General features: G+C 39.7%; 25 protein-coding genes and 1 riboswitch. Of the genes, 5 read left to right on the forward strand and 20 right to left on the reverse strand.

Annotated elements, in window-relative coordinates; all coding sequences use genetic code 11:
* Positions 1-55: 55 nt before the first annotated feature.
* From PSV17_RS11800 to galU, 8 genes are all read right to left on the reverse strand, one after another.
* Positions 56-703 (reverse strand): urea amidolyase associated protein UAAP2, encoded by a 648-nt coding sequence (locus tag PSV17_RS11800; RefSeq protein ID WP_300482852.1) that lies wholly within the window; start codon positions 701-703, stop codon positions 56-58.
* A 9-nt stretch (positions 704-712) separates the two neighbouring features.
* Positions 713-1,441 carry an urea amidolyase associated protein UAAP1 gene (locus PSV17_RS11805; RefSeq protein ID WP_300482853.1) on the reverse strand — a complete coding sequence of 243 codons (729 nt, stop codon included), beginning with the start codon at positions 1,439-1,441 and terminating at the stop codon, positions 713-715.
* A 42-nt stretch (positions 1,442-1,483) separates the two neighbouring features.
* Positions 1,484-2,845, reverse strand: coding sequence for a type III glutamate--ammonia ligase (gene glnT, locus PSV17_RS11810; protein ID WP_300482855.1), 1,362 nt, complete (start codon positions 2,843-2,845; stop codon positions 1,484-1,486).
* Between the two features lie 16 nt (positions 2,846-2,861).
* On the reverse strand, positions 2,862-3,632 hold the full coding sequence (locus PSV17_RS11815; protein WP_300482856.1) for a creatininase family protein: 771 nt from the start codon (positions 3,630-3,632) through the stop codon (positions 2,862-2,864).
* Positions 3,632-4,552: an ABC transporter ATP-binding protein gene (locus tag PSV17_RS11820; RefSeq protein WP_300482857.1), complete on the reverse strand. Its 921-nt coding sequence runs from the start codon at positions 4,550-4,552 to the stop codon at positions 3,632-3,634. Before PSV17_RS11820 ends, PSV17_RS11815 begins: the two co-directional genes overlap by 1 nt.
* 8 nt (positions 4,553-4,560) lie before the next feature.
* Positions 4,561-5,526, reverse strand: coding sequence for an ABC transporter permease (locus PSV17_RS11825; RefSeq protein ID WP_300482858.1), 966 nt, complete (start codon positions 5,524-5,526; stop codon positions 4,561-4,563).
* A gap of 57 nt (positions 5,527-5,583) precedes the next feature.
* Entirely contained in the window at positions 5,584-6,585 is a 1,002-nt protein-coding gene (locus PSV17_RS11830) for an ABC transporter substrate-binding protein (protein WP_300482860.1), read from the reverse strand.
* 53 nt (positions 6,586-6,638) lie between these two features.
* Positions 6,639-6,744, reverse strand: a riboswitch (guanidine-I (ykkC/yxkD leader).
* A gap of 380 nt (positions 6,745-7,124) precedes the next feature.
* A complete protein-coding gene (gene galU, locus PSV17_RS11835) occupies positions 7,125-8,012 on the reverse strand; it encodes a UTP--glucose-1-phosphate uridylyltransferase GalU (protein ID WP_300482861.1) in 888 nt (295 codons plus the stop codon).
* A gap of 318 nt (positions 8,013-8,330) precedes the next feature.
* On the opposite strand from galU, the gene PSV17_RS11840 reads away from it, so the two are divergent.
* From PSV17_RS11840 to gmhB, 4 genes are read left to right on the forward strand one after another with little or no spacing between them, the layout of a single operon-like run.
* A complete protein-coding gene (locus PSV17_RS11840) occupies positions 8,331-9,371 on the forward strand; it encodes a dehydrogenase (protein WP_300482863.1) in 1,041 nt (346 codons plus the stop codon).
* The gene (locus PSV17_RS11845) at positions 9,368-9,964 is read left to right on the forward strand and encodes a D-sedoheptulose 7-phosphate isomerase (protein WP_300482865.1); all 597 of its coding nucleotides are present in this window, start codon (positions 9,368-9,370) and stop codon (positions 9,962-9,964) included. The genes PSV17_RS11840 and PSV17_RS11845 overlap by 4 nt, the downstream gene beginning before the upstream one ends.
* Positions 9,961-10,668: a nucleotidyltransferase family protein gene (locus PSV17_RS11850; protein ID WP_300482866.1), complete on the forward strand. Its 708-nt coding sequence runs from the start codon at positions 9,961-9,963 to the stop codon at positions 10,666-10,668. Before PSV17_RS11845 ends, PSV17_RS11850 begins: the two co-directional genes overlap by 4 nt.
* A gap of 25 nt (positions 10,669-10,693) precedes the next feature.
* Positions 10,694-11,260 carry a D-glycero-beta-D-manno-heptose 1,7-bisphosphate 7-phosphatase gene (gmhB, locus tag PSV17_RS11855; protein WP_300482867.1) on the forward strand — a complete coding sequence of 189 codons (567 nt, stop codon included), beginning with the start codon at positions 10,694-10,696 and terminating at the stop codon, positions 11,258-11,260.
* Positions 11,261-11,277: 17 nt separating this feature from the next.
* On the opposite strand, the gene PSV17_RS11860 is transcribed toward gmhB, so the two are convergent.
* From PSV17_RS11860 to PSV17_RS11895, 8 genes are all read right to left on the reverse strand, one after another.
* On the reverse strand, positions 11,278-12,057 hold the full coding sequence (locus PSV17_RS11860) for a WecB/TagA/CpsF family glycosyltransferase (protein WP_300482868.1): 780 nt from the start codon (positions 12,055-12,057) through the stop codon (positions 11,278-11,280).
* A 33-nt stretch (positions 12,058-12,090) separates the two neighbouring features.
* Positions 12,091-13,272, reverse strand: coding sequence for a glycosyltransferase family 2 protein (locus PSV17_RS11865; protein ID WP_300482869.1), 1,182 nt, complete (start codon positions 13,270-13,272; stop codon positions 12,091-12,093).
* On the reverse strand, positions 13,269-14,522 hold the full coding sequence (locus PSV17_RS11870; protein ID WP_300482870.1) for a glycosyltransferase: 1,254 nt from the start codon (positions 14,520-14,522) through the stop codon (positions 13,269-13,271). Before PSV17_RS11870 ends, PSV17_RS11865 begins: the two co-directional genes overlap by 4 nt.
* Positions 14,515-15,384, reverse strand: coding sequence for a beta-1,6-N-acetylglucosaminyltransferase (locus tag PSV17_RS11875; protein ID WP_300482871.1), 870 nt, complete (start codon positions 15,382-15,384; stop codon positions 14,515-14,517). Before PSV17_RS11875 ends, PSV17_RS11870 begins: the two co-directional genes overlap by 8 nt.
* A 75-nt stretch (positions 15,385-15,459) precedes the next feature.
* Positions 15,460-16,431 (reverse strand): UDP-glucose 4-epimerase GalE, encoded by a 972-nt coding sequence (gene galE / locus PSV17_RS11880; protein WP_300482872.1) that lies wholly within the window; start codon positions 16,429-16,431, stop codon positions 15,460-15,462.
* Between the two features lie 78 nt (positions 16,432-16,509).
* Entirely contained in the window at positions 16,510-17,250 is a 741-nt protein-coding gene (locus PSV17_RS11885; RefSeq protein WP_300482874.1) for a WecB/TagA/CpsF family glycosyltransferase, read from the reverse strand.
* Between the two features lie 42 nt (positions 17,251-17,292).
* Positions 17,293-18,237, reverse strand: coding sequence for a DUF4124 domain-containing protein (locus PSV17_RS11890; protein WP_300482876.1), 945 nt, complete (start codon positions 18,235-18,237; stop codon positions 17,293-17,295).
* Positions 18,238-18,336: 99 nt separating this feature from the next.
* Entirely contained in the window at positions 18,337-19,320 is a 984-nt protein-coding gene (locus PSV17_RS11895; RefSeq protein WP_300482878.1) for an acyltransferase, read from the reverse strand.
* Between the two features lie 146 nt (positions 19,321-19,466).
* On the opposite strand from PSV17_RS11895, the gene PSV17_RS11900 reads away from it, so the two are divergent.
* Positions 19,467-21,434, forward strand: a complete 1,968-nt coding sequence (locus PSV17_RS11900) for an acyltransferase family protein (RefSeq protein ID WP_300482880.1) — start codon at positions 19,467-19,469, stop codon at positions 21,432-21,434.
* 63 nt (positions 21,435-21,497) lie between these two features.
* Here PSV17_RS11900 and PSV17_RS11905 read toward each other — a convergent pair whose 3' ends face one another.
* The 4 genes from PSV17_RS11905 to PSV17_RS11920 all read right to left on the reverse strand — a co-directional run bounded on the left by PSV17_RS11905 (position 21,498) and on the right by PSV17_RS11920 (position 26,091).
* Positions 21,498-22,913, reverse strand: a complete 1,416-nt coding sequence (locus tag PSV17_RS11905; RefSeq protein WP_300482882.1) for an O-antigen ligase family protein — start codon at positions 22,911-22,913, stop codon at positions 21,498-21,500.
* 58 nt (positions 22,914-22,971) lie between these two features.
* Positions 22,972-24,147, reverse strand: a complete 1,176-nt coding sequence (locus PSV17_RS11910) for a nucleotide sugar dehydrogenase (RefSeq protein ID WP_300482884.1) — start codon at positions 24,145-24,147, stop codon at positions 22,972-22,974.
* Positions 24,148-24,214: 67 nt separating this feature from the next.
* Positions 24,215-25,063 (reverse strand): glycosyltransferase, encoded by an 849-nt coding sequence (locus PSV17_RS11915; RefSeq protein WP_300482887.1) that lies wholly within the window; start codon positions 25,061-25,063, stop codon positions 24,215-24,217.
* A 47-nt stretch (positions 25,064-25,110) separates the two neighbouring features.
* The gene (locus tag PSV17_RS11920) at positions 25,111-26,091 is read right to left on the reverse strand and encodes a glycosyltransferase family 2 protein (RefSeq protein WP_300482890.1); all 981 of its coding nucleotides are present in this window, start codon (positions 26,089-26,091) and stop codon (positions 25,111-25,113) included.
* Between the last annotated feature and the right edge of the window lie 717 nt (positions 26,092-26,808).

The raw sequence follows: 26,808 nt of genomic DNA on the forward strand, positions 1-26,808 counted from the left end.
CGTCTCGCTTTTTTCAATCCGTATCAGGTCGTCCAGACACGGTTGCTTTATTGGGTTAATTCCAAACCAACAATTGAATAGGCGTTGGGTTGTAGGCGTTACAAGGGTTGTTAAGTTGCGGGCAATTTGAGATGAGCACCAGCACATCCATCTCTGCACGCATCTCAACGTATTTACCGGGTGCCGAAATACCATCCGCAAAGCTTAAGCCGCCATCTGAGGTCACAGGGACATTCATAAAAAAGTTGATGTTTGCAGTAATGTCGCGCTTAGTAATATTGCGCTCAATCACACAAGCTGAATGTGTAATGGCATGCATAAAACTATCGCGGCAACTATGCATGGGGCGTTTAGATAACGCATAACGCGTGGTATTGCTTTCAGCCGAACAAGCGCCGCCTATGGTGTCGTGGCGACCGCAGGTATCAGCCGTAATCGTGAGCATAGGATTGCCTTCACTAGAGTACAGCACCGAGCCTGTGGTCAGATAAATCTGCCCTTGGCGTTGAATCGTATCAACTGCGCTGTAGCGCTCCGTCGCATCATTTGCGTTGTAAAACAGCGTATCAACCGCTTGGTTACCATCTAAATCCAGAATGCGGAAGGTTTGACCTTTTTTAACGATGCCAGTCCATGGGTCACCTGCAAGGCAGGTTTCATTAACAACAGCATCCGAAACTACAAATTGGCTTTCAGTTAACATATCTAAGTCCTAATTAGCGTAAAAGCGTTCAGTGTTAATAAATCCACGCTGATTTTGCTCACAGGCGTTGCGGCAGATATCATTTTCAGGCGCATGGCCTGCATGCCAAGAGGTCAGTAAAACATCTGATGGTTTGTAAATGGCGGCGGTATCTAGCGGATGTGGCGCGGTGGATAACACGACCAATACGTTCATATCAAAGCGCAAATCCACCACATCGCCCGCTTGGCTATTGTCTGCGTTAAAAACCAAACCGCCCGTATCGTTTGCACTCACTTTGCTAAATAAATTCATGTTAGCGACCAAATCACGCTGACCTAAACCATGCTTGGCAAGCTCGATTAATAAGCCATCTTTTGCACTGCGGTACATGTCGTTACGATGCGTTTGATAATTGGCTACACCATACTTTTGTTCGATAAGTTTGGCATCTGAGATGCCGCACATGGTGTCGTGCCAGCCAACAGTGTCGCGAATAAATGAGCACATCACGCGCCCCATGTCGGAATAACAGACATTGCCTGTTGTTAGAAAAGCCGTGTGCTGGGCTTTTAAGCTATCAGGCATGTTGTAGCGCTCTAGCTTTTCTTCGAAGTTATAAAGCAGCAACGATACATTCGCGCCACCTTGCAAATCGGTAAAGCGCAGTGCAGACCCTCTACGCATTAAACCAGACCAGTGATTTCCACCTGGTACGGTTTCTTCCCACAATATTTCATTTGGATTAAATGTGCTCATTTTTTCAACTTAATAGTATTTACAATTAGCGAATATCACTGCCTAGAACATGTAACTGTAGCGATCGATTTCCCATTGGCTGACCGTTAAATGGTAGGTTTCCCATTCTTCCGTTTTGTATTTTATAAATTCATCACGCAGCTCTTTACCTAATGTTTTTTCCACCAATGAGTCGGCTGCAAATGCAGAAACCGCTTCGATGAGTGTTTGCGGCAAAAATCCAATTCCACGCGCTTGGCGTTGCTCTTCATTCATATCATACAAATTGTCTTCGTTTGGCTTACCCGGATCTAAGCCTTCTCGAATACCTTCCAAACCCGCGGCTAAAGCTAATGTGGCAGCAAGGTATGGATTTACCGCGCCATCGGCGTTGCGTGACTCACAACGCCCGCCGCCCATTGGCACACGCACAGAGTTGGTACGATTATTTGAGCCGTAGGAATTAAACACGGGTGCCCAGCTGAAATAACTCATAGCGCCACGTCGAACCAAGCGCTTATAACTATTCACTGTTGGTGCAAATGCAGCACACAAAGCTGGGCCATGTTTTAAGATGCCCGCGATAAACTGATAACCAAGCGTAGTTAAACCAAGCCCACGTGGATCATCTTTTGGATCACAAGCAAACAAATTTTTGCCAGTTTCTAAATCATAAAGCGACATATTAAAATGCGCGCCTGTACCCGTTTTATCCGCAAATGGTTTTGGCATCATGGTGGCGACTAAGCCATCTTCTTTAGCGTAGTGTTTCGCCATATATCTAAAGAAAATCATTCTGTCGCACGTGGTTAATGCGTCGCTGTAATTGAAATCAAATTCAAATTGGCTATTGGCGTCTTCATGGTCAAAAGAATACAAATCCCAGCCCAAGCCATTAATAGCCGTAGCCATTTTATCCAACCAAGCAAAATTATCCATAAAGCCACGTACGTCATAGCAGGCTTTATCCAGTTTATCGTCTGGGTTAGGTACGCTTAAACTACCGTCAGCATTTTGTTTTAACAAATAAACTTCGCACTCAATGCCCAAATTCATGCCAAAGCCCATTTCAGCAGCCTGCGCTAAAACATTTTTAAGCGCCACGCGCGTATTCAAGGCATAAGGCTGACCTTGAAAATGATTATCCGCTGGCATCCAAGCAACTTTAGGTTCCCAAGGCAATTGAATAATATGGTCTAAATCAGGCACGGAATTTAGCTCATCATCACTCGGCGCCTGTCCCAAGCCATCTAAGGCATAACCCGTGTAACGTTCAGAACCAGCAGCCATTTGTGGCAAATGGTCGATAGGTACTACTTTGGCTTTTGGGATACCATAAATATCGACATAAGCGCCTATGCAATACTTAACGCCTTGGTCTTGCAGTTTTTGCTGTATTTCTGAAACTTCTTTTGCTGATTTCATGAATAACTCTTTTCAATTACTTGTGATTAGAAAAATAAGAATTTGCTAAAGGGGGTGTTTCGTTTAAACCTTGGTGAATGAGTTTGCTGAGATCTTCAACCATCCAAGCAAACCATTCCTGACCTTTTTCTACCGTTGAAATACTAGGGGTACCAGTGACACCGTTTGTACTGGTGCGATTGACAGGGTGTGAAAAAACTAAGCCCTCTGTACGGTCGGGGTCATCTGCATTACTTAATAAATCGATGCGTACCATATGCGGTGCGGTGGCGAGCATGAGCGAAGTTTCTGCATCATTGGCGTGCCAATCGTCGCCATCGGCATGATGAAACTGTTTAACTCGCTCGCTAATATGAGCAGAATTAATCACCGTCACCATCATGTCATCGTGTTCTGCACGTAACATTTCCAAAGCACAGCGCAAAGGTGCGGCATTGGTCACATGCGTATTCACAATAAATAAGCGACGAATTCCGCTGTGATAAGCCCAATCCCCTAAATCTTTTATCAGGTTAATTAAGGTAATCGGTTGAATCGCCAAAGTACCAGGCCAGCGCTGACTATGCCCTATCGAGCAGCCATAAGGCATGGTGGGCAACATTGGCACATGGGTTAATTTTGATACAGCGCTGCATAAAATGTCTGCAAGCACATAGTCCATGCCACAGCCCATGTGCGGCCCATGTTGCTCTGTGGCGCCAATTGGTAAAATAGCGGATTGGTTAGCGGCTTCAATTTTTTCAGGCAACTCTGCCCATGTGAGTTCAGACCAAAACATGTTATCCATCACTCCACATTATCCGCAACATTCACAAAGCGAATCATGCGCTGGGTAATGGCTTCATCTTCAGCATCCTTCTCCGCGGCTGTTTTAGGTGGGTGGATAAGCGACTCCAACCGCGCCTTGGTAGCTAAGAACTCCGGGCTAGTAAAATCTCTAACGCTACGTGGGCGTGGCACTGGCACTTCAATTAACTCTTGCACTTCGCCTGGGTGGGCTTTTAGTACCAGAATTCGGTCTGCCAGAAAAATAGCCTCATCTAAATCGTGTGTAATAAACAAAATCGTCACATCGACATTGCGCCAAATTTCAAGCAAATGTGTTTGCATCTTGGCGCGAGATTGCGCATCTAATGCGCCAAAAGGCTCATCCATTAATAAAATACGTGGTTGATTCACTAGCGCACGGGCAATAGCGACTCGCTGTTTCATACCACCAGAAAGCTCATGTGGATAAGCATTTGCAAACTTCTCTAGGCCAACCAACTCCAACCACATATCAGCTTCTTTTGCGGCTTCATCACGACTGGCATTGTTCATTTCTAAACCGAACATGACATTTTTCTTAACACTTAGCCACGGAAATAAAGTGTAGCCTTGGAATACCATTCCGCGGTCACGCCCCGGGCCAGTGACAGGTTTTCCATCGAGTAAAACATCGCCAGAAGAATGTGATTCCAAGCCCGCTAAGATACGAATTAACGTCGATTTACCACAGCCAGATGGCCCAATCACACAAACAAATTCACGCCTATGCGTTTTGAAGTTAATGTTACTTAAAGCGGTAACCTCACCTTTGGCAGTTTTGTAAACTTTACCTAACTGCTTCACCTCTAAAATAACTTCGCGTTTTTTGAATTTATCAAAGCGACTTTTAACAGCTTCGGATTGCTCTAAGTAACTCGGAAGAATTGTATTGTTTTCCATATGCACCCTTACTCTTTATTCGCAGACCTGTCCCAAGGGAACAAGCGCTTACCTAGCCAAGCTAAAATCAAATCACCGCCTAAGCCAATCACGCCGATGATAATGATTGCCGCATAAACGTTATCAAAATGCTGATAGCGTGCCTGTTGCGTGATAAACCAAGTGATACCAGAAGATGTGCCAATCAGTTCCGCCACAATTAAATATGTCCAAGCCCAGCCTAATAAAATACGTTGGTCACGATACAACTCGGGCAAAATGCCAGGAATAATCACATGCATCATCAGTTTCCATTTACTTGTGCCTAGCGTGAGTGCGGCTTCAAGCAAGGAGTAATCGAGCTTACGGGTGGTATTAGCTATTATCAGAATTTGCTGAAACAAAGTACCAATCACAATAATGGCTATTTTCGGCCCGTCATAAATCCCTAAAATAGCCACAGCTAGTGCCCCAAAGGCCGGTGCAGGTAAATATCTAAAAAACTCTATGAAAGGCTCAAAAAGCCTAGATACGGCACTGTATGTTCCACATAAAATACCTATTGGCACGCCAATCAATGATGAGATAAAAAATCCCCAGAATATGATTTGTATACTATGCCAAAGACTTTCATGCAGCCATTTACCATCGCGTTGCTCAGGGGCTGTGGTAAACCCTGTATACAATGCGCTGGCAACTTCATGAGGGGCAGGTAAATATATCGGGTTAGCTGGCTTACCTTCTGGAATCGCCTTACCAGCAGCTTGCATGTTGGCGGACTCTTCTTTGAAAGAGGCCTTATCCACCAGCATGTCTACTTGAAAATAATCCACATCTCCTGGTTTATTTATCATCACCATTGGATGCCATACGAACGGCACATAACTGACTACACACCAAATTAACAAGGGCAACAGAAATGAGCCTAAACCCAATAATTTTTGCCTACGCGGTGACAACTCTCTTCGCACCGCAAACCAAGACTCTAGACTCATTCTGCAACCAATCTATTTAACTTTAGACTATCAATAATAAAAATCTAAGCAGACAAACTATTTAGCTAGCAATGAGGGATCAATGGCTTTCTGAATATCCATAGGCTTTTTATACACACCATATTTAACATTGAAGTCATCAGAGATTTTTGAAGAACCGTATAAAGATTTAAAGCCTGGCGCCTTAACAAACACCTTTCTACCTTCTTCTATGCTAAGTAGTTTGGTACCTTTTAATAACGGTAAATAGGCTTCTGGTTTAATGCCAACACGCGCGGCCATGATTTTTACTGCATCTGGCTGAGTTTTAGGATCATTGATGTACATCACTACTTTGTCCCAAACTTTTACCACTTTTTTCCAATCGGCTTTACGGCTGGATAAACTTGTTGGGCTTACCGTCAAAACGTCATAGATAAGACCAGGTTCATCAGCCGAGGTATAGATTGGCTTAGCACCTGGCACACGACTCATGGCTTCACCCGAATTTGGCTGCCAAGCCCCAATAGCAACCAAATCGCCTGAAGCTAAGGCTTGCGGTGTTTCGTTGGTTTTGGTGTTAACAATGGTGACATCTGACTCTTTCATGCCGACTTTTTCTAAGCCATTGAGCAGTAAAAGGTGTTCAACAAAACCAGTTTCTAAACCAATTTTCTTACCTTTTAAATCCTTGAGGCTTTTAATGCCTTGTTTACCGACAATCATATCGTTGCCATTAGAATAATCTGTCAAAAGAATCATGACATTTTTTGCTCCGCCAGCACCTGTCACCAAAGCATCACCATTGGTAACAGTCACGCCGTCAATTTTACCTGCAGCAAAAGCATCCATAGAAGCAACGTAGTCGAACCACTCAAATTGCACATCGACACCAGCTTCTTTAAACCAACCCTTATCAATCGCTACTTGCCAAGCTACCCATCCAGGCCAATCGCTGTAACCAACCTTTAAAGGGGCGGCAGCGTTAGATAGATTGGTAAAAAGTAAAGATGCGGTGAATGCAGTGGCAGTTAATACAGTACGGGCAGAAAATCGTTTGATAAGACTTGTAGTATGCATGGCTGACTCCTAGGTTGGTAAAAAGTCGAGAAGGCGGCATTTATATAAACGCTTCCTCCCGGGCTTTTATCCCTCCGTGTAGCCACATGATAATTGGCCGACAACTCTCGGTCCAGACGCTTTTAAAATACAAAAGCCGGAACCCTAGTCATCTTTTTGAAACTTCAGCGGTTAGTAAACACTATCCGCTTTCTCGCTGTTTATTAATAAGCAATCAGCATGCCAGTTAGATAAATAAAAAAACAACTATATAAATCATATAGTTGATAGTTAACAACTTAAGTATCAATAAGGAAACTTGAACTGATTTGCACCAATATAGTGCTGCATAATGATAATTGCACTAAAGTAACTTGCATTGGCAAGAAAATAATTTACTGCTATTTATGATAGCTGGTGATGTGCTCAATGCAGTTGAAATGGGTTTCAAAAGTGCAGTGGCTAAAGTGCAGTGGCTTATGCCAGTGAAGTAAAATCGGTAGCGAAAAAAAATGTCCGCATCTCTGCGGACATTTTTAAACAAAAGCCAAACTCAGACTTTAGCTAGCTTTCTTTTTATCGTTCACAATAGATTCTAACAAAGCACGCAAGTCTTTAGAAACTTCAGGATGTTTTAGTCCTAAACGAATCGTTGCTTCTAAATAACCAAATTTAGAGCCGCAATCATAGCGAACACCATCAAATCGATAGGCTAATATTTGCTCTTCAGTCAGCAACCCTGAAATACCGTCAGTTAATTGAATTTCACCACCAGCACCCGCTTTCACATTATCTAAATGATGGAAAATTCTAGGAGTGAGAATATAACGTCCGACCACTGCCAATGTTGATGGTGCATCTTTTGGCTCAGGCTTTTCAATAATAGCTGAAACCTGTTCGATATTTTTATTAAGTGGAGATGTGGCTACAATACCGTAACTCTTGGTTTGGTCGGCGGGCACATTTTCCACGCCTAACAACGAGCAGCGGTAATAATCATAAGCTTCAACCATTTGCTTCATGATAGGTGTTTTACCATCGAGTAAATCATCTGCCAAAATCACGGCAAAAGCATCATCATTCACCACAGGCTTAGCTAAACGTACAGCATGGCCTAAACCTAAAGCCTGCGTTTGGCGAATATAAATACAGTTAACACTTTTAGGTACAATATTCTGTACAATTTTGAGCAATTCGGTTTTACCATTGCGCTCAAGCTCATTCTCTAACTCATAGGCCATATCAAAGTGATCTGATATGGAACGTTTATTTCTACCTGTAATAAAAATTAAATCAGTAATACCCGCTGCTACAGCCTCTTCAACAGCATATTGAATCAAAGGTTTATCAACAATGGGTAACATTTCCTTTGGATTTGCTTTTGTCGCCGGTAAAAATCTTGTGCCTAAACCGGCAACTGGAAAAACTGCTTTAGTAACTTTTTTCATTATAACAAACCACCTAAAAATTAAAAAAATAGTATTTTAAATAAAGCATCTGCATAAGCCATGTTGACTATAAATGAGTGCGGATTTATTATAAACTATAAAATTAATCTGTAAATTCTAAATTTTTGGATGATTTTTTACCCGTCAGTTAGTTTCATCGTTATGATAGATACATCTGCAATTAATCAAACCTTTGTAAAAAAACCGCAATTTTTACTTACTATAATTGGCATTTTGCTGGCTAATATTCACAGCAATCTCATGAAATTTAAGTATGCCTAAGATTTAACCTCATCAACAAACATTAAATATGGTCATATGAACAACGATAATTCTACGATAAGAGCTAGAGCCCCATTAAGACTAGGTTTAGCAGGAGGAGGCACGGATGTATCCCCTTACTCAGATGAGTTTGGTGGCTTAGTCCTTAACGTTACGATAGATAAATATGCTTACGCAACCATCATTCGTCGTCAAGATGATCAAGTAGAACTAATTGCTGCAGATAATAACGATCGTTGGATTGGCAAAATGTCGCCGAAACTCGAGCGTGTTTCTGGCGTGGATTTACACGTTGGTGTGTATAACCGCATCATTAAAGAATTTAATAACAACCAGCCACTAGCATTAAGCATTATTACTCACTCCGAAGCGCCGCCAGGATCAGGTTTAGGCTCATCATCAACCATGGTAGTGGCTTTAGTACAAGCATTCTGTGAGCTGCTTTCCTTGCCAATAGGCGAGTATGAAATTGCGCAGCTTGCCTATCAAATCGAGCGAAATGACTTAGGTTTAACGGGTGGTAAACAAGACCAATACGCAGCGACTTTCGGTGGTCTGAATTTTATGGAATTTTATAAAGATCGCATCATTGTTAACCCGCTTCGGATTAAGTCTCACATTAAGGCGGAGTTAGAGTCGTCGTTAGTGTTGTTTTACACTGGGGTTTCTAGAGAGTCTGCTAAATTAGTTGATGAGCAAACGACCAATGTAAAAACAGGTGATGCTAAATATTTAGAACCTTTACATGCGATGAAAGCAGAAGCCATCAGCATGAAAGAAGCGATATTAAAAGGTGATTTCGATGCTTTTGCAGCGTCTATGCAGCATGGCTGGGAATCTAAAAAGAAAATGGCCACGAGCATTTCTAATCCAATGATAGAAGAAATCTATAATGCTGCTATGTTAGCAGGCGCTAAAGCGGGCAAGGTTTCTGGCGCAGGCGGCGGTGGATTTATCATGTTTTTTGTTGATCCAGCGCAGCGCCCCTATGTAATGCGCGCACTTTCTAAATTTAACGGCCAAGTATCAACCTGTAACTTTACAGATACAGGTACACAATCATGGAGAAAAGCATGAGATCTTTCATCAATCAAGAAATAGAGAAATCAATCAGTACATTTTCTAGCATTCTGAGCAATGAGAAACTACTTTCTCAAGTTGAAGTTTGTGTGACTGAAATTTGCAAAGCCCTTGGCAATAAAAATAAGGTTTTGCTGGCTGGTAATGGCGGCAGTGCGGCCGATGCGCAGCATATTGCAGGTGAGTTTGTCAGCCGCTTTAATTACGACAGACCTGGTTTGGCCGCATTTGCGCTCACGGTAGACACTTCAATCTTAACGGCGATTGGCAATGATTATGGCTACGAAAAACTATTTTCTAGGCAAATTCAAGCAGTCAGTATTCCTGGGGATATTTTCTGGGCATACTCAACCTCAGGTAAATCAGCCAACATTATCGCCGCAATGGAAACTGCAAAACAACTAGGTTTAAAAGTCATTGGTTTTACGGGTCAAAACGGCTGGAGCAGACCAGACCTCGTCGATTTCTCCATAGAGATCCCGTCTACTGAAACCCCAAAAGTACAAGAAGGTCATTTGCTTTTAGGCCATATCATTTGTGGCTTGGTAGAGCTTAAAATATTCCCTCGCGAACAATACGCACCAACATGATGTATCCAGTTCTAATCCTTGCAGGCGGCTTCGGTACGCGTCTTAAAAGTGTTGTGCCAGACCTACCAAAACCTCTGGCTGATGTGAATGGCAAACCCTTTTTATGGTGGTTATTAAAGCAACTTGAAAACCAAGGTGCACAAGACGTCTACCTATCAGTGGGCTATATGCATGAACATATTCGAAGTTACTTTGGCGAAAAATTCAATCAAATCAATCTCCACTATATTGTGGAAACTGAACCGCTTGGCACTGGTGGTGCGATTCTGAATGCTTGCCAACAGATTCCTGAGCAAGATATTTTAGTTTTAAATGGCGACACACTAGCCATGATAGATTTAAATAACTTTATAAAATTTGCCAAGAATTACAGCTCTAAACTATTTTTAGCCATCGCTAAAGTTGCAGATGCAGGTCGTTATGGCACAGTTATTATCGATGGCAGCCAGATTACTGGCTTTGCTGAAAAAGGCAAAACAGGGGCAGGCTTAATTAATGCTGGTATTTACTTGCTAAATAAATCATTATTTAATGATTTTAATCTGCCACAAAAATTTTCATTTGAAACTGACATTTTAATGAAACACCTCAACAGCTTAAACTTAATTGCCTATAGTGAAGTGACTGATTTTATTGATATTGGAATCCCTGAAGACTATGCGCTAGCCCAAGTAAAAGTACCCAATATGGTGTTAAAAAAATAACCTTCAATAAACAAGTTAATTATTCATGACACTCACACCCGCGCTATTTCTAGATAGAGATGGCGTTATCAACATAGATACAGGTTACGTACATCAAGCCGCAGATTGCGAATTCGTAGAAGGTATATTCGACTTAGTAAAACGTGCAAACTCACTAGGTTATAAAGTGATTGTTGTGACTAACCAAGCGGGTATTGCACGTGGTTATTATACTGAAGCACAATTTTTAGATTTCAGTGCATGGATGAAAAGTGAGTTCAACCGTAACGAAGCCCATATTGATGAAATCTACTTTTGCCCACACCACCCAGTGCACGGTTTGGGCCAATATCATATTGAGTGCGATTGCAGAAAGCCTGCGCCCGGCATGTTTTTAAAAGCGCAAGCCGCATTTAATATTGATATGCAGGCCTCAGTGATGGTTGGCGATAATATCTCTGATTTAGAAGCTGCAATAGCGGCCAACGTAGGGAATTTGAATTTATTTATCAGCAATAGCATAGACCGAGCTATCACTGATATAGAGCAAACTCAAACAAAACTGCTGCAAATTAATGCCGTAACCTCACTTAGTGAAGTTAAGTTAAGTTAAGCTAGCTGCAATTTAAGTTAATGACGGATCTTCCACTCTTTCCAAACCAAGCGCGGAAATACTAAGGCATCGCTTGCATAGCGCTTTCCTAATCGTCTAGGTTCAGTCACCATGCGGTAAAACCATTCAATGCCCATCTTACTCATCCATACTGGTGCGCGAGGCTTATTACCAGCTAAAAAGTCTATAGTTGCACCTGCGCATATTGCGACCTTTACTGGCAATTGCTTGGCATACTGATTAACCCACGTTGCTTGCTTTGGCGCGCCAAGACCTATCAGCAAAAAATCTGCCCCAGAATCACTAATTAACTGACGAATTCGCTCACACTCAACTGTATCTTTTTCAAAACCAAATGGCGGGCTATACAAGCCTGTTACTTTTACATGTTGATATGTTTGTTCAATGTTTTTTGCGGCAACTTCGGCCACGCCTGGCATCGCACCTAGTAGAAAGACTTTTAACTCAGCATCCGCACACTCATGGAAATGTTGAAAAATCGCAGGTACTAAATCACTCCCAGTGACCGTGCCAGGAATTTCCTCCCCCATTAACCTTGCAGTCCATACTACGGGTTTACCATCAGCCACGACCATTGAAGCATTTTCAAAGGCATCTCGGTAAGCTTGGTTTTTACTTAACTGCACCACGCAGTTTACATTTGGCGTCACTATAAATTTACAATTACTCTCTGCAAATTTTACCCATGTACTGACCAAATCCACAGCTTCATCCATCGTGAGCGGATTAATCGTAATGCCGAATATATCAATTTTCTTTGCAATAGTATTTTTCATATTTCTCATATTTTTAAGATTTCTCAAGATGCTTTAATTATCGCGCTTAGAGCGCACCCATTCAGATTGGCGTTTAAACACAAATTTGATATACAACGGGATTTTCGCAAGAACATAAAACGGCACCATTAATAGCTCGGAGAACTTAACGATATTGCGGCCAAATTTAGCCCATGCCAATATTACCGAGGTAGCGACTAATAGCAAATCTAACAGAACCCAAGACCATGGTGTCGACTGCCCTGTCAATATCAGCATCAAAATACCCACTGCGCTCAGCGAAGAAATAATCAGCACAAGCAAAGCTAGTGGCGGCACACACATATCAAGCGCTAGAGTCAACATATTCAAGTTAGCCTGTTGAATACTTTGCCTTATTAAAGGCAAACCCTCTTTAACAATCATGCCAATATGACCGTGTTCCCAGCGCGTACGCTGGGTTTTTATACCCTCAGCACTGCTAGGAAACTCGCTAGTAATAAGCGCCTTAGGGCAAAATATCGGTGCAAGTTTTAGCTTAGCTAAATCCACGCCCAGCTTCATATCCTCCACAATATGACCGCTCGCTAAATTAACTTGGCTTATGACCGGCCAAGGGAATGCCATTCCAGAACCCATCAATTGACAAGGTAAACCTAGTCGATGAAACCCTAGCGGTCTAGCCCAATTCTTAACTGCCCAAGCAAAGGCTGCAATCTTTATTTTCAGTGGTGAATCAGCTCTGGCATGCATTAAATATAAGCCCTGAATAGGACGCTTATATAGTATTGCTTCATGGACTAAGGTTGAAATTGTACTCTCGCCAAGTACGCAATCTGCGTCAAGTATCAATACAATCTCAGGCGGATTGTTAGCTAAATGTTTAATACCATAATCAAGCGCAAAGCCTTTACCGCGTTTAGTCTCATGAAACCGTTCAATCACTTCAACATTATGGCTTCTAGCGACTGCCGCAGTATCATCATTACAATTATCGGCGACAACCAACACTTTAATATTAGGTGTTAACTGGGACTTAATAGACAATAAAGTTTCAGTGATGCCTGTAGATTCATTATGTGCAGGAATCAATATGGTTGTGAATGATGTGAGTTTTGCATCGCGACTTTTATTGCGCGAAGGCATCAGCGACATGATGATTTGCACAAAAAAAGTAAGCACTGGGATGCTTATCAAAACAATTGCTAGCCAGAAAAATATCTCAAGAACTATCATGCGTTAGCCTGATTATTAGCAACTGTTTCATTAAATAATTGCGCCAATTTATTCGCTTCCGTACTCGCTGAATGTCTTTCTAGTACACGTTTATATGCTAACTCACCCATTTGGGTTAACTGCTCATTGGGCAACGCTAAAAATTTCTCTAATGTTTCAGCTAAAGCATCAACATCTCCTGCAGGGAAAAGAAAGCCATTCTCACCAGTAATCACTAATTCAGGAATCGCCGCGATGTAGGTGCTAATTACAGGTCGTCTAAGTGCCATCGCCTCCATAATTACTACAGGCAAACCTTCAGCAAAACTAGGCAATACCAAAGCTTTTGCATTTAAAATTTCATTGCGTACTTGGTCGCTACTAATCCAGCCCGTAATACGCACTTTGTCGTTCAGGCCATGGCGTTTAATTTGTGCCTCCACCTCTTGGCGCATTTCACCATCACCACCTAATACCAACTCAAAATCGATGCCTTTTTTGGCTAAAATATTAGCTGCATCGATCAACAACAGTTGGCCTTTTTGCTCACAAATTCTGCCTATACACACCAACGCTGGCTTAGCCGTAATAGGTACTGGGCTAATATTATGAAATGCATCTTCAATACCACAATGCACTTCTTTTACTTTTGACCACTGTGAGTAAGGAATCCAGCGGTAAATTTGACTGCGACAATAAGATGAAATCGCCACGACAAAAGCACATCCATTAATCTTTTCAGCAAGCTTGATAAACTCTGGCTTATCAAACTCTTCCGGGCCATGAATAGTAAAACTATAACTAGGCCCACCTAAGGTACGCACTAGCAAGGCCACCTCAGTGGCATTTGCGCCAAAATGTACATGCATATGCTGTGCCTTGCTTTGTTGGAGCCACAATAGCACTTGGCATGCCTCTAGTACATAAACTAAATGATACGGCCATGACCTATCAGCCCTAATACCCAGTTTAATCGCTAAACCAAGCGTTTTAAAAAAGCTAATGGGGGTATTCAAAAAAACTTTTAAAGTAGCAGACAACAAACCTGCAATACCGTTTTGTAAAACATATTGCGTTTTTTTTCGCTCGTCTATATCTACAGGATCCACTAGCTCGCCATCCCACCCTCGAACGGATATTCGGCTCACTTCAACATTATTAGTTTCTAGTGCGAGAATTTCTCGTCTAATAAAGCTATGGCTCACTTTAGGATATTGACTAGTTAAATATGCCACCTTCATTTTGTTCAAATTCACTTCCTTGTTATTCATTTTTAGCAGCTTGATCTAAGGCGTCAAGCAATTGAGAGTGATTTTCAATATATACTTTTCTAGCAAACAGCTTTTTGCGACCATATCCACCTACTTTAGAACCGTCTTTTCCTGCTCGGATCAACTCTGGCGCATCTTCAATTTTCAGTTCATCGGGATGCGGGCTACCCGGATTTGACCACCGAATATAAGATAAACTTTCACCTATCACAGAATCTTTGTATGCACTATTCATCACTACGGTACTGATGAATAGCTCATCTGGAATCCAAACGTGCTTATAAAAATTGGTTATCTCCGGTTCTCTCTGTGTAAACGAAATCACTTCGTTAGCCATTTCTCTACTTAAACAACTGAACATAGACCCGCCCACATGCTTAATGCCTTTGGGTTGGCGTCTTGGAATTGGTATAAAGACTCGCCTGCCTTTAAATGGTGTATGCCAATATTTAACACGATACATACCTCCATCACCGCCCCATAACTTGGATGGCAGGTACCAATGAGCTAAGAAAGACTGACCAATATGCTGATTGAAGAAATCCTCCATTTGGCTTGAACTCATTAATGGATAATCTTGACCACTGATGACCATGACATGGGTCCAAGGAGCTTGATCTAGCGCGGTTTTTATCCCTTCCAGCACTGCTGCTACTATACCCCAAGACGCCCATGCAGATCGGTGTCGCTTAATTAAGGTGACATGTGGAAGATTTTCAAGCAGACGGCAAAACTCACTGTAAAGACTATCGTCTACATTGATGTCTATATGGACAAATACATGGTGAGGAGCAAGCCGATTTGCCAAACGTGCAACTTGCTCGGGTTTACGGTGCGCCAATATTACGAAGGCCGCAGTCATTTGATAGTTAACTCCATGATTAATTTACCCATCTCTCTAACACCTACTAAAATAAGTTAAAAACCTATATACCTTCTACTTAACTTTAACTTCCCATGCCCAAGCGTGAGCAATGATCGTAGCTAAGTCAGTATAAATCGGAGACCAACCAAGTGTGTTTTTTGCTAATGTCGCATCAGCCACTAGTCTTGCGGGATCACCATCACGCCTTGGAGCATCAACCACTTTAATTTTTTTCCCCGTGACCTTTTCAGCCACTGAAATCACTTCTTGGACTGAAAACCCCGCACCATTACCCAAATTAAAGCGCTGACTCACACCCTCTTTAACTAACTTTGTAAGCGCTAATAAATGCGCTGAACATAAATCAACAATATGTATATAGTCGCGGATACAGGTACCGTCAGGGGTATCATAATCGCGGCCAAAAACACTGATATGAGTGCGTTTGCCTGAAATAGCTTGTAGAACTAATGGTATTAAATGAGTTTCAGGCTCGTGACGCTCGCCTAACAATGCTGAAGGATCAGCACCTGCAGCATTAAAATATCGTAAGCAAACCGATTTCAAACCATAGGCATGCTCATAGTCGCCTAATATTTGCTCCACCATTAATTTAGATCGTCCATATGGATTTAATGGCGCTTTAGGATGCGCCTCATCAATTGGTACATATTCAGGCTCGCCAAAAACGGCGGCAGTAGAAGAGAATATAAAGTTATTCACGTTATATTTCACCATGGTATTGAGTAAATTCAACGTATTAGTAAAGTTATTAAAATAATACTTTGCTGGGTGTTGAACTGACTCACCTACTTGAATATAAGAAGCAAAATGCATGACTGCTTCAGGCTGATATTTTTCAAACACTTCACATAATAATTGCGTATCAGCTAAATCACCCTTTACAAATTCTCCGCCTAAAACAGCATCGCGAAAACCAGATGACAGATTATCAAATGTAACCACTTGATGTCCTGCATCCAACAACATTTTCACCATGTGCGAACCAATATATCCTGCACCGCCAATTACTAATACATTCATTTATAACTCCTAATTATAATCAATCTCAAAGGCTTGAGAGTCTAGGCATTTATTCAATAACTATTTATTAATATAAGATTATTTAACAACTTGCTTCCTATACTTAATACAGTTCACTAAAAACCTAAAGATATCTACCGTGTAACGTTTATAAAGTCTTTTAGGCTCTAGACATAATCGATATAACCATTCCATGCGAATTTTTTGCACCCATTTTGGCGCACGTGGTTTATACCCGCTCCAAAAATCAAATAAGCCACCAACTCCGGCAAAGAAATTAGCGTTAATTTTCTGATAATTTGCCAAAATCCACTCCTCTTGCTGAGCATTTCCTAGCGCAACTAAAATTACTTCTGCGGAAGCATCATTAATGGTTTTAACTAAGTCTTTTGAATCCTTTATCCCGTTATAACCATCACAAGTACCGACTACTTGGTGATTTAGCTTATTCTCAACAAAATCAGCTGCGCCCTCTAAAACCCCGGCGTTACCCCCTAGTAAAAAAACCCGCAGTTTTCGTTTAGAGTGGCTAAACAGATACGGCATGAAATCCGTCCCATTTAAATTAGATTTAAATTTTCTACCATGTAACAACATGCAGGCAATATCCATCCCCAATCCATCGTTAACTATGAAGATATCATCATTCCTCATGCGGCTTTTCAATGTGTCACATGTGACAATAAAATTTGTATTTGCGAAAAATAAAATACATTTTTGATTCGTCAAAATGCAATTATATATAAGGTTTACTAATTTACTCCGTGTGGTATCTCGCACAGGGAAGTTAGCAATTAACACTGCATTTTGATCGGGCATGAATATTTCTTAAATTGAAAGGTCAAAAGGAGACAAATAGAGTTACTTTGGCTTACCGTAATCAACAGGCAAAAACTGTAACTTGTCCCAAGGAAAGTTCTCTAATATTTTGGATTGCCTAGCTCCACCAAATAAAGCGTCATACGGATTGGGCTTTCTGAAACCTATATATGAATAGGGATTTTGCGCACGTAAGGTAATAGCCCCAGCTTTATCCCAAATCACAAAACCATATTTTTGCGCAGCTTTAGCTATAGTTTTACCTACTGGATGCATGTTCAATTTATCAATGTTAACTTTAGGGTCAAGCCTAAAGCGCAAACCTTCTGGAATACGATTAGGCTCATGATTAGGATTTAATCCATCTGAGCGATTCGCTGGCCAAGAAAAAATTTTCCAATCCTCTGCCTCTACCAGTGATATTCCAATGGCATGTTTGATTTCGCCGCGTTGCAGCTCCTCCGCTGTGATCTGACCGCCTATAAAAGGTAAGCTTGTAGCCGTAGTACCATAGTGACTATTAAAAACCCCGTCACTTAAAGAAGCGTTCTCGATTCGTCCTCCCCAACATGCTTGCCACTGCCCATTGACTTTGCGGGTTTTCCAGAACTCCCATAAAGTATCGGTCGAAGCTTGATAAACTGTCATTTCCGCATCTCTGCCACCTGCCGGAAGTGCATAGCTAGGAATTGGCACGTTAGCCCATTGCTCGGCCAAGCTTTTATCTAAAAAGCCTTTATGTTGACAGTCCCACTGTTTTACCTTAACTCTTCGTATATTTGCTTCAACATAATATACGGGGCTTGCGTATCTAAAAGTATTAATGCCTACCGTTCCATAGTAAGCATTTTTCTGTCGAATGAACTCAGATACGAACGCAGCGGAATTAGCATGCAAAGTAACAGAACTAGGGATAGGCGTATACCAAAAGCTGTTTGCCGAAAACACCTTATCTGTAGGTAAAGCGGTTTGAGCTTGTAAGACCATGGGCAATAACAAAAGAGTTGGAAATGCTATCAGAAAACATTTCGTCAAATATCTTTTGATATTTAAAATAAGCATTTAAAACTCCGCATAAGATAAGTTTTACTCACGCCTTAACATCTTAAACTTCTTGGATGCCGTTTTACCCCATGCCATTACTGGATGTTCATAATAAAAAGTTGAAATATGTGCCATTAAAAATACAACAGCAAATAATAGCGGGCGCTTAGCGTACTTTTCAATAGTATCACCACTACCTAACCAAGTTGATGCCATTAATGGATGAATGACATATAAAGCATAAGAGATGGATGCTATATAAAAAAGCCATTTATGCTCTAATACCTTAGTCAAACGCGTTTTTTGATTAAATAGTGTAGCACCTACTAATGTTGCAGCTAGATAAGGCCTAAAATAATTCATAAATCCAGTATCCTCGTGACATGCTATAAACAGCAGTAATAAAATATAGACGTAGTTAACTTTACTCAAAAATTTTATTAACTCATTTCCTAATTGACGGTTATAAATTAAGGCCAGAGTAGCTCCTGCCAAGACTTCATCCACCCGAAAATGAGTGACAACGTTATAGTACTGCGTATAAATCACCCTTAGCATCGTTATAAATAAACAAATGATAGGTATCAGCATTAAACCTTTCTTTTTAAAAAGCGAGACTATAAGCGCAAGCCCTAAATAGAAGTGCATTTCAACACATAAGCTCCATAAGTGATCGGTCACATCTATCAAAGGCTTGGGAGGATAATTTGCGTAGAAAAATAAATGCGCCATCCATGCATCACGAGAAACTGGATTTAAAAGAAGCGCTACTAATATATAAAGCCAAGCTAACGGCAATATTCTAAGAAATCGCCTAATTAGAAAGTCCACTACATTTGGCCGAGAAATCAAAAAATGAGTGACTAAAAATCCCGATAATGTAAAAAATAGCACCATACCTAGTTTTCCTAGTGCATTATTAATATGCAGAAAAGCAGGTCCTACGGGTAGAAGATGACATGTAAGTACAAATAAAATACTTAAACCTCTCCACCCATCAAGTACTTGAAAGCGCTCTTTTTCCATAATTTCCTAATTAAACAAGCAGATGTCCCTAAAAAAATTTAGCATTAGAGTAAATAAACCCCATGCTTTACATTATACTAAAATTAAAAATTAAATTAGACGATTAGCCATTTTGATGCCAAATTAAAATTTTATTAATAATTAAGATGATAAACCCTCTTAAATCAAAGCTAAGCTTCACTAGTCCGTTAACTCAACATCATGGCTATAGGTTAGACATTGATGGATTAAGAGCGGTTGCTGTGTGTCTAGTTGTTGGATTTCATGCTTTTCCTAATATCTTTAAGGGGGGGTATATTGGCGTTGATATCTTCTTTATTATTTCTGGTTACTTAATTTCAGGGATAATATTTAAGCAATTATCATCTAACCAATTTAGTTTCTGGGACTTTTATAAGAAACGAATTAACAGAATTTTCCCAGCGCTCATATTTGTACTTTTATCTACAACTCTACTTAGCAATTTTTACAGTTTCAGAAATGAAATACTAGACTTTAATGACAGCCTAATTGCAGCGGTTAGTTTTGTTGCAAACATATTCTTTTATATAAAGTCTGGCTATTTTGATACAACCGCAGAAACAAAACCGCTTTTACATTTATGGTCTTTAGGCATAGAGGAGCAGTATTATATTATTTGGCCTATTCTATTAATGCTACTTTGGAAGCGCCATATTATTAAGCCATGGTCGATAATCCTTTTAATCACAGCATCTTTTACGGCCAGTATTTTTGTACTTAAATCTAACCAATCTGCAGCTTTCTACTTACCACAATTAAGATTTTGGGAATTGTTACTAGGTAGCTTGCTAGCTTACTATCATACAAATCCAGCTAAACAACCATTACCTAAATACTTTATACAGCATAAAATAATTATTAAGAATTTATCTTCATGCGTAGGCTTCATACTGATAGCTGTTTGTGTCCTATTTCTTAATAAATCTAGCTTGTTTCCTGGTTGGTGGGCGCTTCTACCTACTTTAGGCAGTGTATTAATTATCGCAGCAGGAAAAGATGCTTATGCAAACAGAACTTTGTTATCCAATCCAATTCCTGTTTTTATTGGAGTAATTAGTTATCCAGTTTATCTATGGCATTGGCCGTTATTATCATTTCTGCATATTGAAATGGGAGCCTCGCCCTTATTGTATAGAGTTATTGCCGTAGTTTTCAGTTTTTTCATGGGCTGGCTAACATATGTAACTGTCGAAAAGCCTATACGATTCGGAATAAAATCTAATGCTAAAACGTATGTTTTAGCATTAATGCTATTTTCTTTAGGTATTTATGGATATATAGACTCAAAAATTCTTACGACTAAACCAATAGATAATGTTAATGCCTTTGTGAATCACTACATAGAATATCAAAGCTCTGCAAACCTAAAATTGAACTACAAATTTGACTGTAATATTATTGGAACGGATGGAAGTTTAAAAGCGGATGTAAACAAGGATTGCTACACCCCTGAATCTAACAAAGCGGTATTTATTTGGGGGGACTCTCACGCGCAACATCTCAATTTCGGTCTAAGTAAATTACTTTCTGACAATATTTCTTTATTACAAATTGCTAGTTTTGGCTGTGCGCCTAATGTGAATTTTATTAAAGATGGGATGAAGAGCAATTGCGATAAGGCAAACCAATACGCTCTCGGTAAAATTAAATCTGCAAAACCCAGTATTGTAGTTTTAGCTCAAAGACATGGGCATGAAAATAACCATTGGGTTGAGACTATAACAGCATTAAAATCGTACGGAGTTCAAAAAATTATTATTGTTGGTCCTGTTCCAGACTGGCAACAGTATTTATATAGATACTTTGCACGGCATTTATGGGAACGCAAGCCTAGTCGAACCAAAGAGAATCTAGCCCCAGAAGTATTTAACACGGATTTAAAGATGAAGGCATTAATCCCTACAGAAAAGTCTGTAGTTTATATATCAATGTTAGATATTCTTTGTAACAATCAAGGATGCTTAACCTATTTGGGCTCTGACTATAAAAATAGCTTAGTCACCTGGGATTATGGCCATTTAACTTTACCCGCATCAGAATATGTAGCGAGAAATGCAATTGGGCCTGCTATAAAAAATGATTTACAGCATTAAACTCGATCATCTAATAAAAGTTTAATTAAGAGCAATATAGATGAAAGATTAACAAAATTTAGGTTAAACAGTAGTTAGCCTTTTGCTATCAACCGGCCCTTCTTCCGCGACATCTTTATTCTGTTGAACTGAATAATTAACAGCATAAGTCGCGCCCAATACAAACCATAAATACCATGTGTAAGATAAATATGCCAACATATTATCCGCATATGCTTCAAATGCGAACTCTAGCAAGAACATAATCATCGTAAAAATCATGAGTTTATTTTTTTTATAAAATGGTATTAACAACATGACCATTTTAACGTGTAGCCACACATAAGCAGCTAAGCCTAATGCACCAGTTTCAAAGAAGAGTTGCACAAATACACTATGCGCCCCATGTTTACGACCTCCCGCCATGGTGAAAAAATCTGGAGATTTTTCCATAAATGCATCTAATCCATAGCCACTAAAATAGTGCACCGGATTCATAAAATTAAAACCATCTTGCCAAATTAACTTACGCCATGCATACGAGTTTAATTTGCTGTAATTGATAACCTCGTTTCCTTGGCCAAGGTCTAACAGGCGATCCCGTATTTCAGGAATCATCAAAGCGATAACTAGTGATAATAAAATATAAACCAGATATTTACGTTCATATAATATTGCGTACAAAGCAAAAAAAGCAAAGCAAGAAGCCCATGCGCTACGGGTTTTAGTAAGCACCAAAAGTGCAATTAACAATAAAATATAGACAGGTAGTACTCGGCGTATAAACACCGGGATATATTCTGCTTTAGTTTTATAAAAATAAAAACCCAAACTAATGATTAACACCAAATAGAATGCGAAAACATTCGGATGAGAAAACGTGCTGCTAATTCTAAACCCCTCCGATGCCTGTGCGTGATAACCACCTTTTGCTATATCAACAAATGCATAAATGACAGGCAGGATTGAAGAGAAAAGTATAACCTTCATCCAACGGCCATAATCCTCTTCATTTTTAATAACTACAATCGCTACAGCGAATATAGATGCATAAGACAATAAAGCTAAAAAGCTTTTAACTGCAATAAATTTTACGGGTGAAATGAATATAGAGGCGCATGCAATGATTAAAAATATTAACCAAGTTTGTCTAATGACTTTTTGAACGGGATTAGGGCGCTCGAAAATCGCTATCAATGCAATAATAATGATTAGCGCATTTAGTACCGCACCCAGCCCAAAACTTCCCAGCCGAGTTGATTCCAAAATCACATCAAGCGATGCTCTAGATAGCATTATTAAAAGTAGTAACGCATAACGGTTAAAGAGGAATAAAAAACCAATGATCATCGTTGCTGGTAGCGCCAAAAGGAGCCCATAGCGCTCACCTATAACAGAGCCAAATGCGGCAACAAAAACTCCAACAAAGGCAGCTACTATTAACCCTATCACAATTAATATAAGGGTTGTTTTTGACGTTGACGAGGTAGAGTTGACCAATTGATTATCCTTTAATGTTACTTGTTGTTACTGTATGGAATGTAACTTAAAGAGAGTACTAATCCTTAGCAAACAAGTCACGCGTGTAAATTTTATCTAGTACATCGCTTAAATCATCGGTAATGCGATTAGCAATAATAACGTCAGAGCGCTTTTTGAAGTCTTCTAAATCATTCACTATCGGAGATCTAAAAAATTCAGATTCAGTGATTACTGGTTCATAAACAATCACGTCAACACCTTTAGCCTTTATGCGCTTCATAATACCCTGAATGCTAGAAGCTCTGAAGTTATCTGAGCCTGCTTTCATAATCAGGCGATAAATTCCTACTACATGAGGTTTGCGTTTTAATACATCCTCTGCAATAAAGTCTTTTCTAGTGGTATTAGCATCAACAATTGCTTTAATTAATGTTTGCGGTACATTTTGATAGTTTGCTAGAAGTTGCTTTGTATCTTTAGGCAGACAATAACCGCCATAGCCAAATGATGGGTTGTTGTAGTGCTGTCCAATACGCGGGTCTAAACATACGCCATCAATAATTTGGCGAGTATCAAGATTATGTGTAGCTGCGTAGGTATCAAGCTCATTAAAATAGGCTACACGCATTGCTAGATAGGTATTTGAGAATAACTTAATCGCCTCAGCTTCGGTACTATCTGTGTAAAGCGTTGGAATATTTTCTTTGATAGCACCTTGTTGCAACAAGCCTGCAAAAATTTCAGCGCGCTCTGACTGCTCACCCATCACAATTCGCGAAGGGTAAAGGTTGTCGTACAAGGCTTTACCTTCGCGCAAGAATTCTGGTGAAAAGATTATATTTTCAGTTTGATACTTTTGTTTAATGCTCGCCACGAATCCTACAGGAATAGTCGATTTAATCACCATTACCGCAGTAGGATTGATAGCAATTACATCTCGAATGACCTGCTCAACAGAACTGGTATTAAAAGAGTTCGTTTCAGCTTCGTAATCTGTAGGCGTAGCAATGACTACGTAATCCGCGCCTTCATAAGCCTCTTCCTTATTAAGCGTAGCTTTAAAGTTCAGCGTCTTAGTTTTAAGATAATCTTCAATTTCATTATCAGCAATGGTTGATTGCTTTTGATTAAGCATCGTTACTTTTTCGGGCACAATATCTAAAGCAACCACTTGATGATTTTGCGCGAGTAACACGGAAATTGAAAGACCAACATAACCTGTTCCGGCAACACATATTTTGTAAGACTTCATATTCAATCAACCAATCATCAATAATTAAAAACTAAATTCAATCAATTAGGTGCAATAAATTAAAGGCTTATGGCCTAAAAGTTGCCAGAGCCAACTTTAAAAACCCTTTAGGCCAAAAACCTAGCTTAATAAAATTCACCCAATCAGTAAAACCTGGCCGCACCCCATAAAACTTTGAGAACATTTGTAACATTAAAGCTTGAGCATTTCTAGCAGAGTGCTCTGTATGCAGAAGGGAAAATTGTCTATAAGCATCGCGGATTTTACTCTCAGCCTTAACTGAAATTCTGTCTTGTTTAGGTGTGTCATCATAAATTTGGGTTGCACAATCAAGCAGATGAGCTGTACCAAATTTTTTCAAAATCCTGATAAACATTTCCATATCTTGCCATGCAGGTAAAGTTTCATTAAACAAACCTGCATCAACAAAGTGTGATTTAGGCGCAAAAACCTGATTACCTATGGAATTAAACTCGAATAAATCATCTGCTTTCAGCATGCCTTTTTTCTGGCTGATGAAATAGACCTCGCCATGTCGGGTCACAACATCTTGAGCATACAAACACGCAGGCTTTAATCCTAAATTCGTTAGCAACTCCCAATACTGTATAAACGCTTGAATTCGCTCTGGTGTGAACTCATCGTCATCATCTAAGCCTGTGACAAAGTCACCAGTGGCATTTTTAATCGCAAGATTTCTAGCAACTGGCGCGCCTTCTGAAGTTGTTTTATTAAAGAATTTTAGGCGACTATCAAGCTTTGCCTTAGCTTCTAAATACTCTGCTGTTCCATCAGTTGAGCCATCATTGACGACAATCATTTCAACATCTTGGTAAGTCTGATTCAAAACTGAATCTATCGCCTTTGCAAGCGCTTCTTTTCTATTTTTTGTTGGTGTGTAAATTGTGACTTTCACTTTATGCCTTTAAAGATTTATTAATGAGTAATCGCTTTAACATCACTCTAAAGATATTTACCTTTCAGGCGTGTCCAAAGACCAAAGGTTCCTGGAACTAAAATCTTAACGAATAATTTTAAATAAGAAGGGAAAAGACCGGAGTTAAAGTAACTAGATAACATTTTTGCCCTAGCTTTTATAGGAATATGCCAACCATAAACGGGGTTTAAAATAACCAGAATCTCGTCCAGCAACTTCGTAATAAAATATTTTGTAGCTTTCTTTGTATTACCTTGGTGCAATGGTAACAATTTTATTAACTCATGAATGACAGTAAAGTATCCATCAACATGTCGCTGCTGCTTATTTTGAGTCATGATTGAATCCGCACGGAAGCGCCGCTGGAACAATCTATCAGGTAAACATATTAATCTTGCATTCACGTCATTTAAAAGTAACTGCGTCGTAAAAAGGTTATCTTCATGAAGCATGCCAGGATAAAAACGTAAAGCTGAATACTTACTTCGGCTATACATATACATACAAGCCTGTACCACATAGTGATTTAGCGCTAGCGCCTCTATAAAATAATCAGAAGATGCAAAAACTTGACTATTGAGTTGTGGCGGCCTGCCATAGAATCCATCTAAACCTGTTTCCTGCTCTGGCGCAGCATCAACAAACGGTTGAGCGCCAAATAGAACTATATCTAAATTATTTTTTATTATGACATCAACACAGGCGGAAACTGCATTGCTCACAAACCAATCATCACTATCTAAAAATAAAACATAGTCACCAGTAGCTAGCTCCAAGCCTTCGTTTCTTGCGGCTGATAGCCCTTGGTTTTTTGTTCGAATAGTTTTAATCTGAGGATAATCAGACTTAAATCTCTCAACTATTTTAGCAGAACTATCGGTTGATCCATCATCCACGACAATAATTTCAATGTTTTCATAATCCTGATTTATTGCTGATAATAAGCACTCTTCTAAGTAATTTTCAACGTTATAAACTGGGATGATGATTGAAACTTTGTTTTGCATATTTTTAGTTATTCAATAGTAAATTACAGATTTAACAATAGTTTACACTATTCATTATTTATTGTTTTATTAGTAAAAGAATTAAAGCCCTAGAGCTTTAGATATTTAGCTAGACTCAAGAAATTGAATGGCGCCCAATTGAACATACTGCGAGAGTAAAGCTCCATTGGAGATTATCCACGCTGGAACAAAGCCAGATTAATGCTGGATAAAGCACATAAAATTGCTACTCTACCGATAATGACCATGTATACAAAACCACTGATCTTCGGCGCCTACAGTAAAAGAACCTTGTTTATCAGCAAAGTAATTATTGGAGTTGAAAATGACTGCTTGAAGTGATTTTTCTGCTAGACTTTTTAAGTCTGTTGGGGCAAATGTTAGCGCTCCAAGTACGAATAAACAAAACATAAGGGAATATAGTGCTGGAAAAATTCGTAATGCTCGTTTTAAAACGAAATCAAAATATTGAAAACTATTTTTCAGCAAACCAGATATCACGAAAAAATATCAACACCAATAAACCCACCGGCAAACAAATCTAATTTAAAGTGATATAAAACCACCATTAAAACACTAATCCCACGTAGCCCGTTAATATCATTTTGAAAATCTTGTTTAACGTGACTGCTCGTTTTCTGCGTTGGTATATTGAGTATTCCATTTGGGGCTGTAGTAGATTAGCTTTAAATCTCAGCCCACTCCTTCAATATTAAC

The organism is Methylotenera sp., assembly GCF_029946165.1.
GTDB lineage: Bacteria > Pseudomonadota > Gammaproteobacteria > Burkholderiales > Methylophilaceae > Methylotenera.

Coding starts and splice junctions, on each gene's coding strand:
- PSV17_RS11850 (WP_300482866.1), top strand. CDS start 9,961: ATGATGTATCCAGTTCTAATCCTTGCAGGCGGCTTCGGTACGCGTCTT.
- PSV17_RS11860 (WP_300482868.1), bottom strand. CDS start 12,057: ATGAAAAATACTATTGCAAAGAAAATTGATATATTCGGCATTACGATT.
- gmhB (WP_300482867.1), top strand. CDS start 10,694: ATGACACTCACACCCGCGCTATTTCTAGATAGAGATGGCGTTATCAAC.
- PSV17_RS11805 (WP_300482853.1), bottom strand. CDS start 1,441: ATGAGCACATTTAATCCAAATGAAATATTGTGGGAAGAAACCGTACCA.
- PSV17_RS11885 (WP_300482874.1), bottom strand. CDS start 17,250: ATGCCCGATCAAAATGCAGTGTTAATTGCTAACTTCCCTGTGCGAGAT.
- PSV17_RS11815 (WP_300482856.1), bottom strand. CDS start 3,632: ATGGATAACATGTTTTGGTCTGAACTCACATGGGCAGAGTTGCCTGAA.
- PSV17_RS11920 (WP_300482890.1), bottom strand. CDS start 26,091: ATGCAAAACAAAGTTTCAATCATCATCCCAGTTTATAACGTTGAAAAT.
- PSV17_RS11845 (WP_300482865.1), top strand. CDS start 9,368: ATGAGATCTTTCATCAATCAAGAAATAGAGAAATCAATCAGTACATTT.
- PSV17_RS11830 (WP_300482860.1), bottom strand. CDS start 6,585: ATGCATACTACAAGTCTTATCAAACGATTTTCTGCCCGTACTGTATTA.
- PSV17_RS11895 (WP_300482878.1), bottom strand. CDS start 19,320: ATGGAAAAAGAGCGCTTTCAAGTACTTGATGGGTGGAGAGGTTTAAGT.
- glnT (WP_300482855.1), bottom strand. CDS start 2,845: ATGAAATCAGCAAAAGAAGTTTCAGAAATACAGCAAAAACTGCAAGAC.
- PSV17_RS11910 (WP_300482884.1), bottom strand. CDS start 24,147: ATGAAGTCTTACAAAATATGTGTTGCCGGAACAGGTTATGTTGGTCTT.
- PSV17_RS11825 (WP_300482858.1), bottom strand. CDS start 5,526: ATGAGTCTAGAGTCTTGGTTTGCGGTGCGAAGAGAGTTGTCACCGCGT.
- PSV17_RS11840 (WP_300482863.1), top strand. CDS start 8,331: ATGAACAACGATAATTCTACGATAAGAGCTAGAGCCCCATTAAGACTA.
- galU (WP_300482861.1), bottom strand. CDS start 8,012: ATGAAAAAAGTTACTAAAGCAGTTTTTCCAGTTGCCGGTTTAGGCACA.
- PSV17_RS11875 (WP_300482871.1), bottom strand. CDS start 15,384: ATGACTGCGGCCTTCGTAATATTGGCGCACCGTAAACCCGAGCAAGTT.
- PSV17_RS11800 (WP_300482852.1), bottom strand. CDS start 703: ATGTTAACTGAAAGCCAATTTGTAGTTTCGGATGCTGTTGTTAATGAA.
- PSV17_RS11820 (WP_300482857.1), bottom strand. CDS start 4,552: ATGGAAAACAATACAATTCTTCCGAGTTACTTAGAGCAATCCGAAGCT.
- PSV17_RS11890 (WP_300482876.1), bottom strand. CDS start 18,237: ATGGTCTTACAAGCTCAAACCGCTTTACCTACAGATAAGGTGTTTTCG.
- PSV17_RS11900 (WP_300482880.1), top strand. CDS start 19,467: ATGATAAACCCTCTTAAATCAAAGCTAAGCTTCACTAGTCCGTTAACT.
- PSV17_RS11870 (WP_300482870.1), bottom strand. CDS start 14,522: ATGAATAACAAGGAAGTGAATTTGAACAAAATGAAGGTGGCATATTTA.
- galE (WP_300482872.1), bottom strand. CDS start 16,431: ATGAATGTATTAGTAATTGGCGGTGCAGGATATATTGGTTCGCACATG.
- PSV17_RS11865 (WP_300482869.1), bottom strand. CDS start 13,272: ATGATAGTTCTTGAGATATTTTTCTGGCTAGCAATTGTTTTGATAAGC.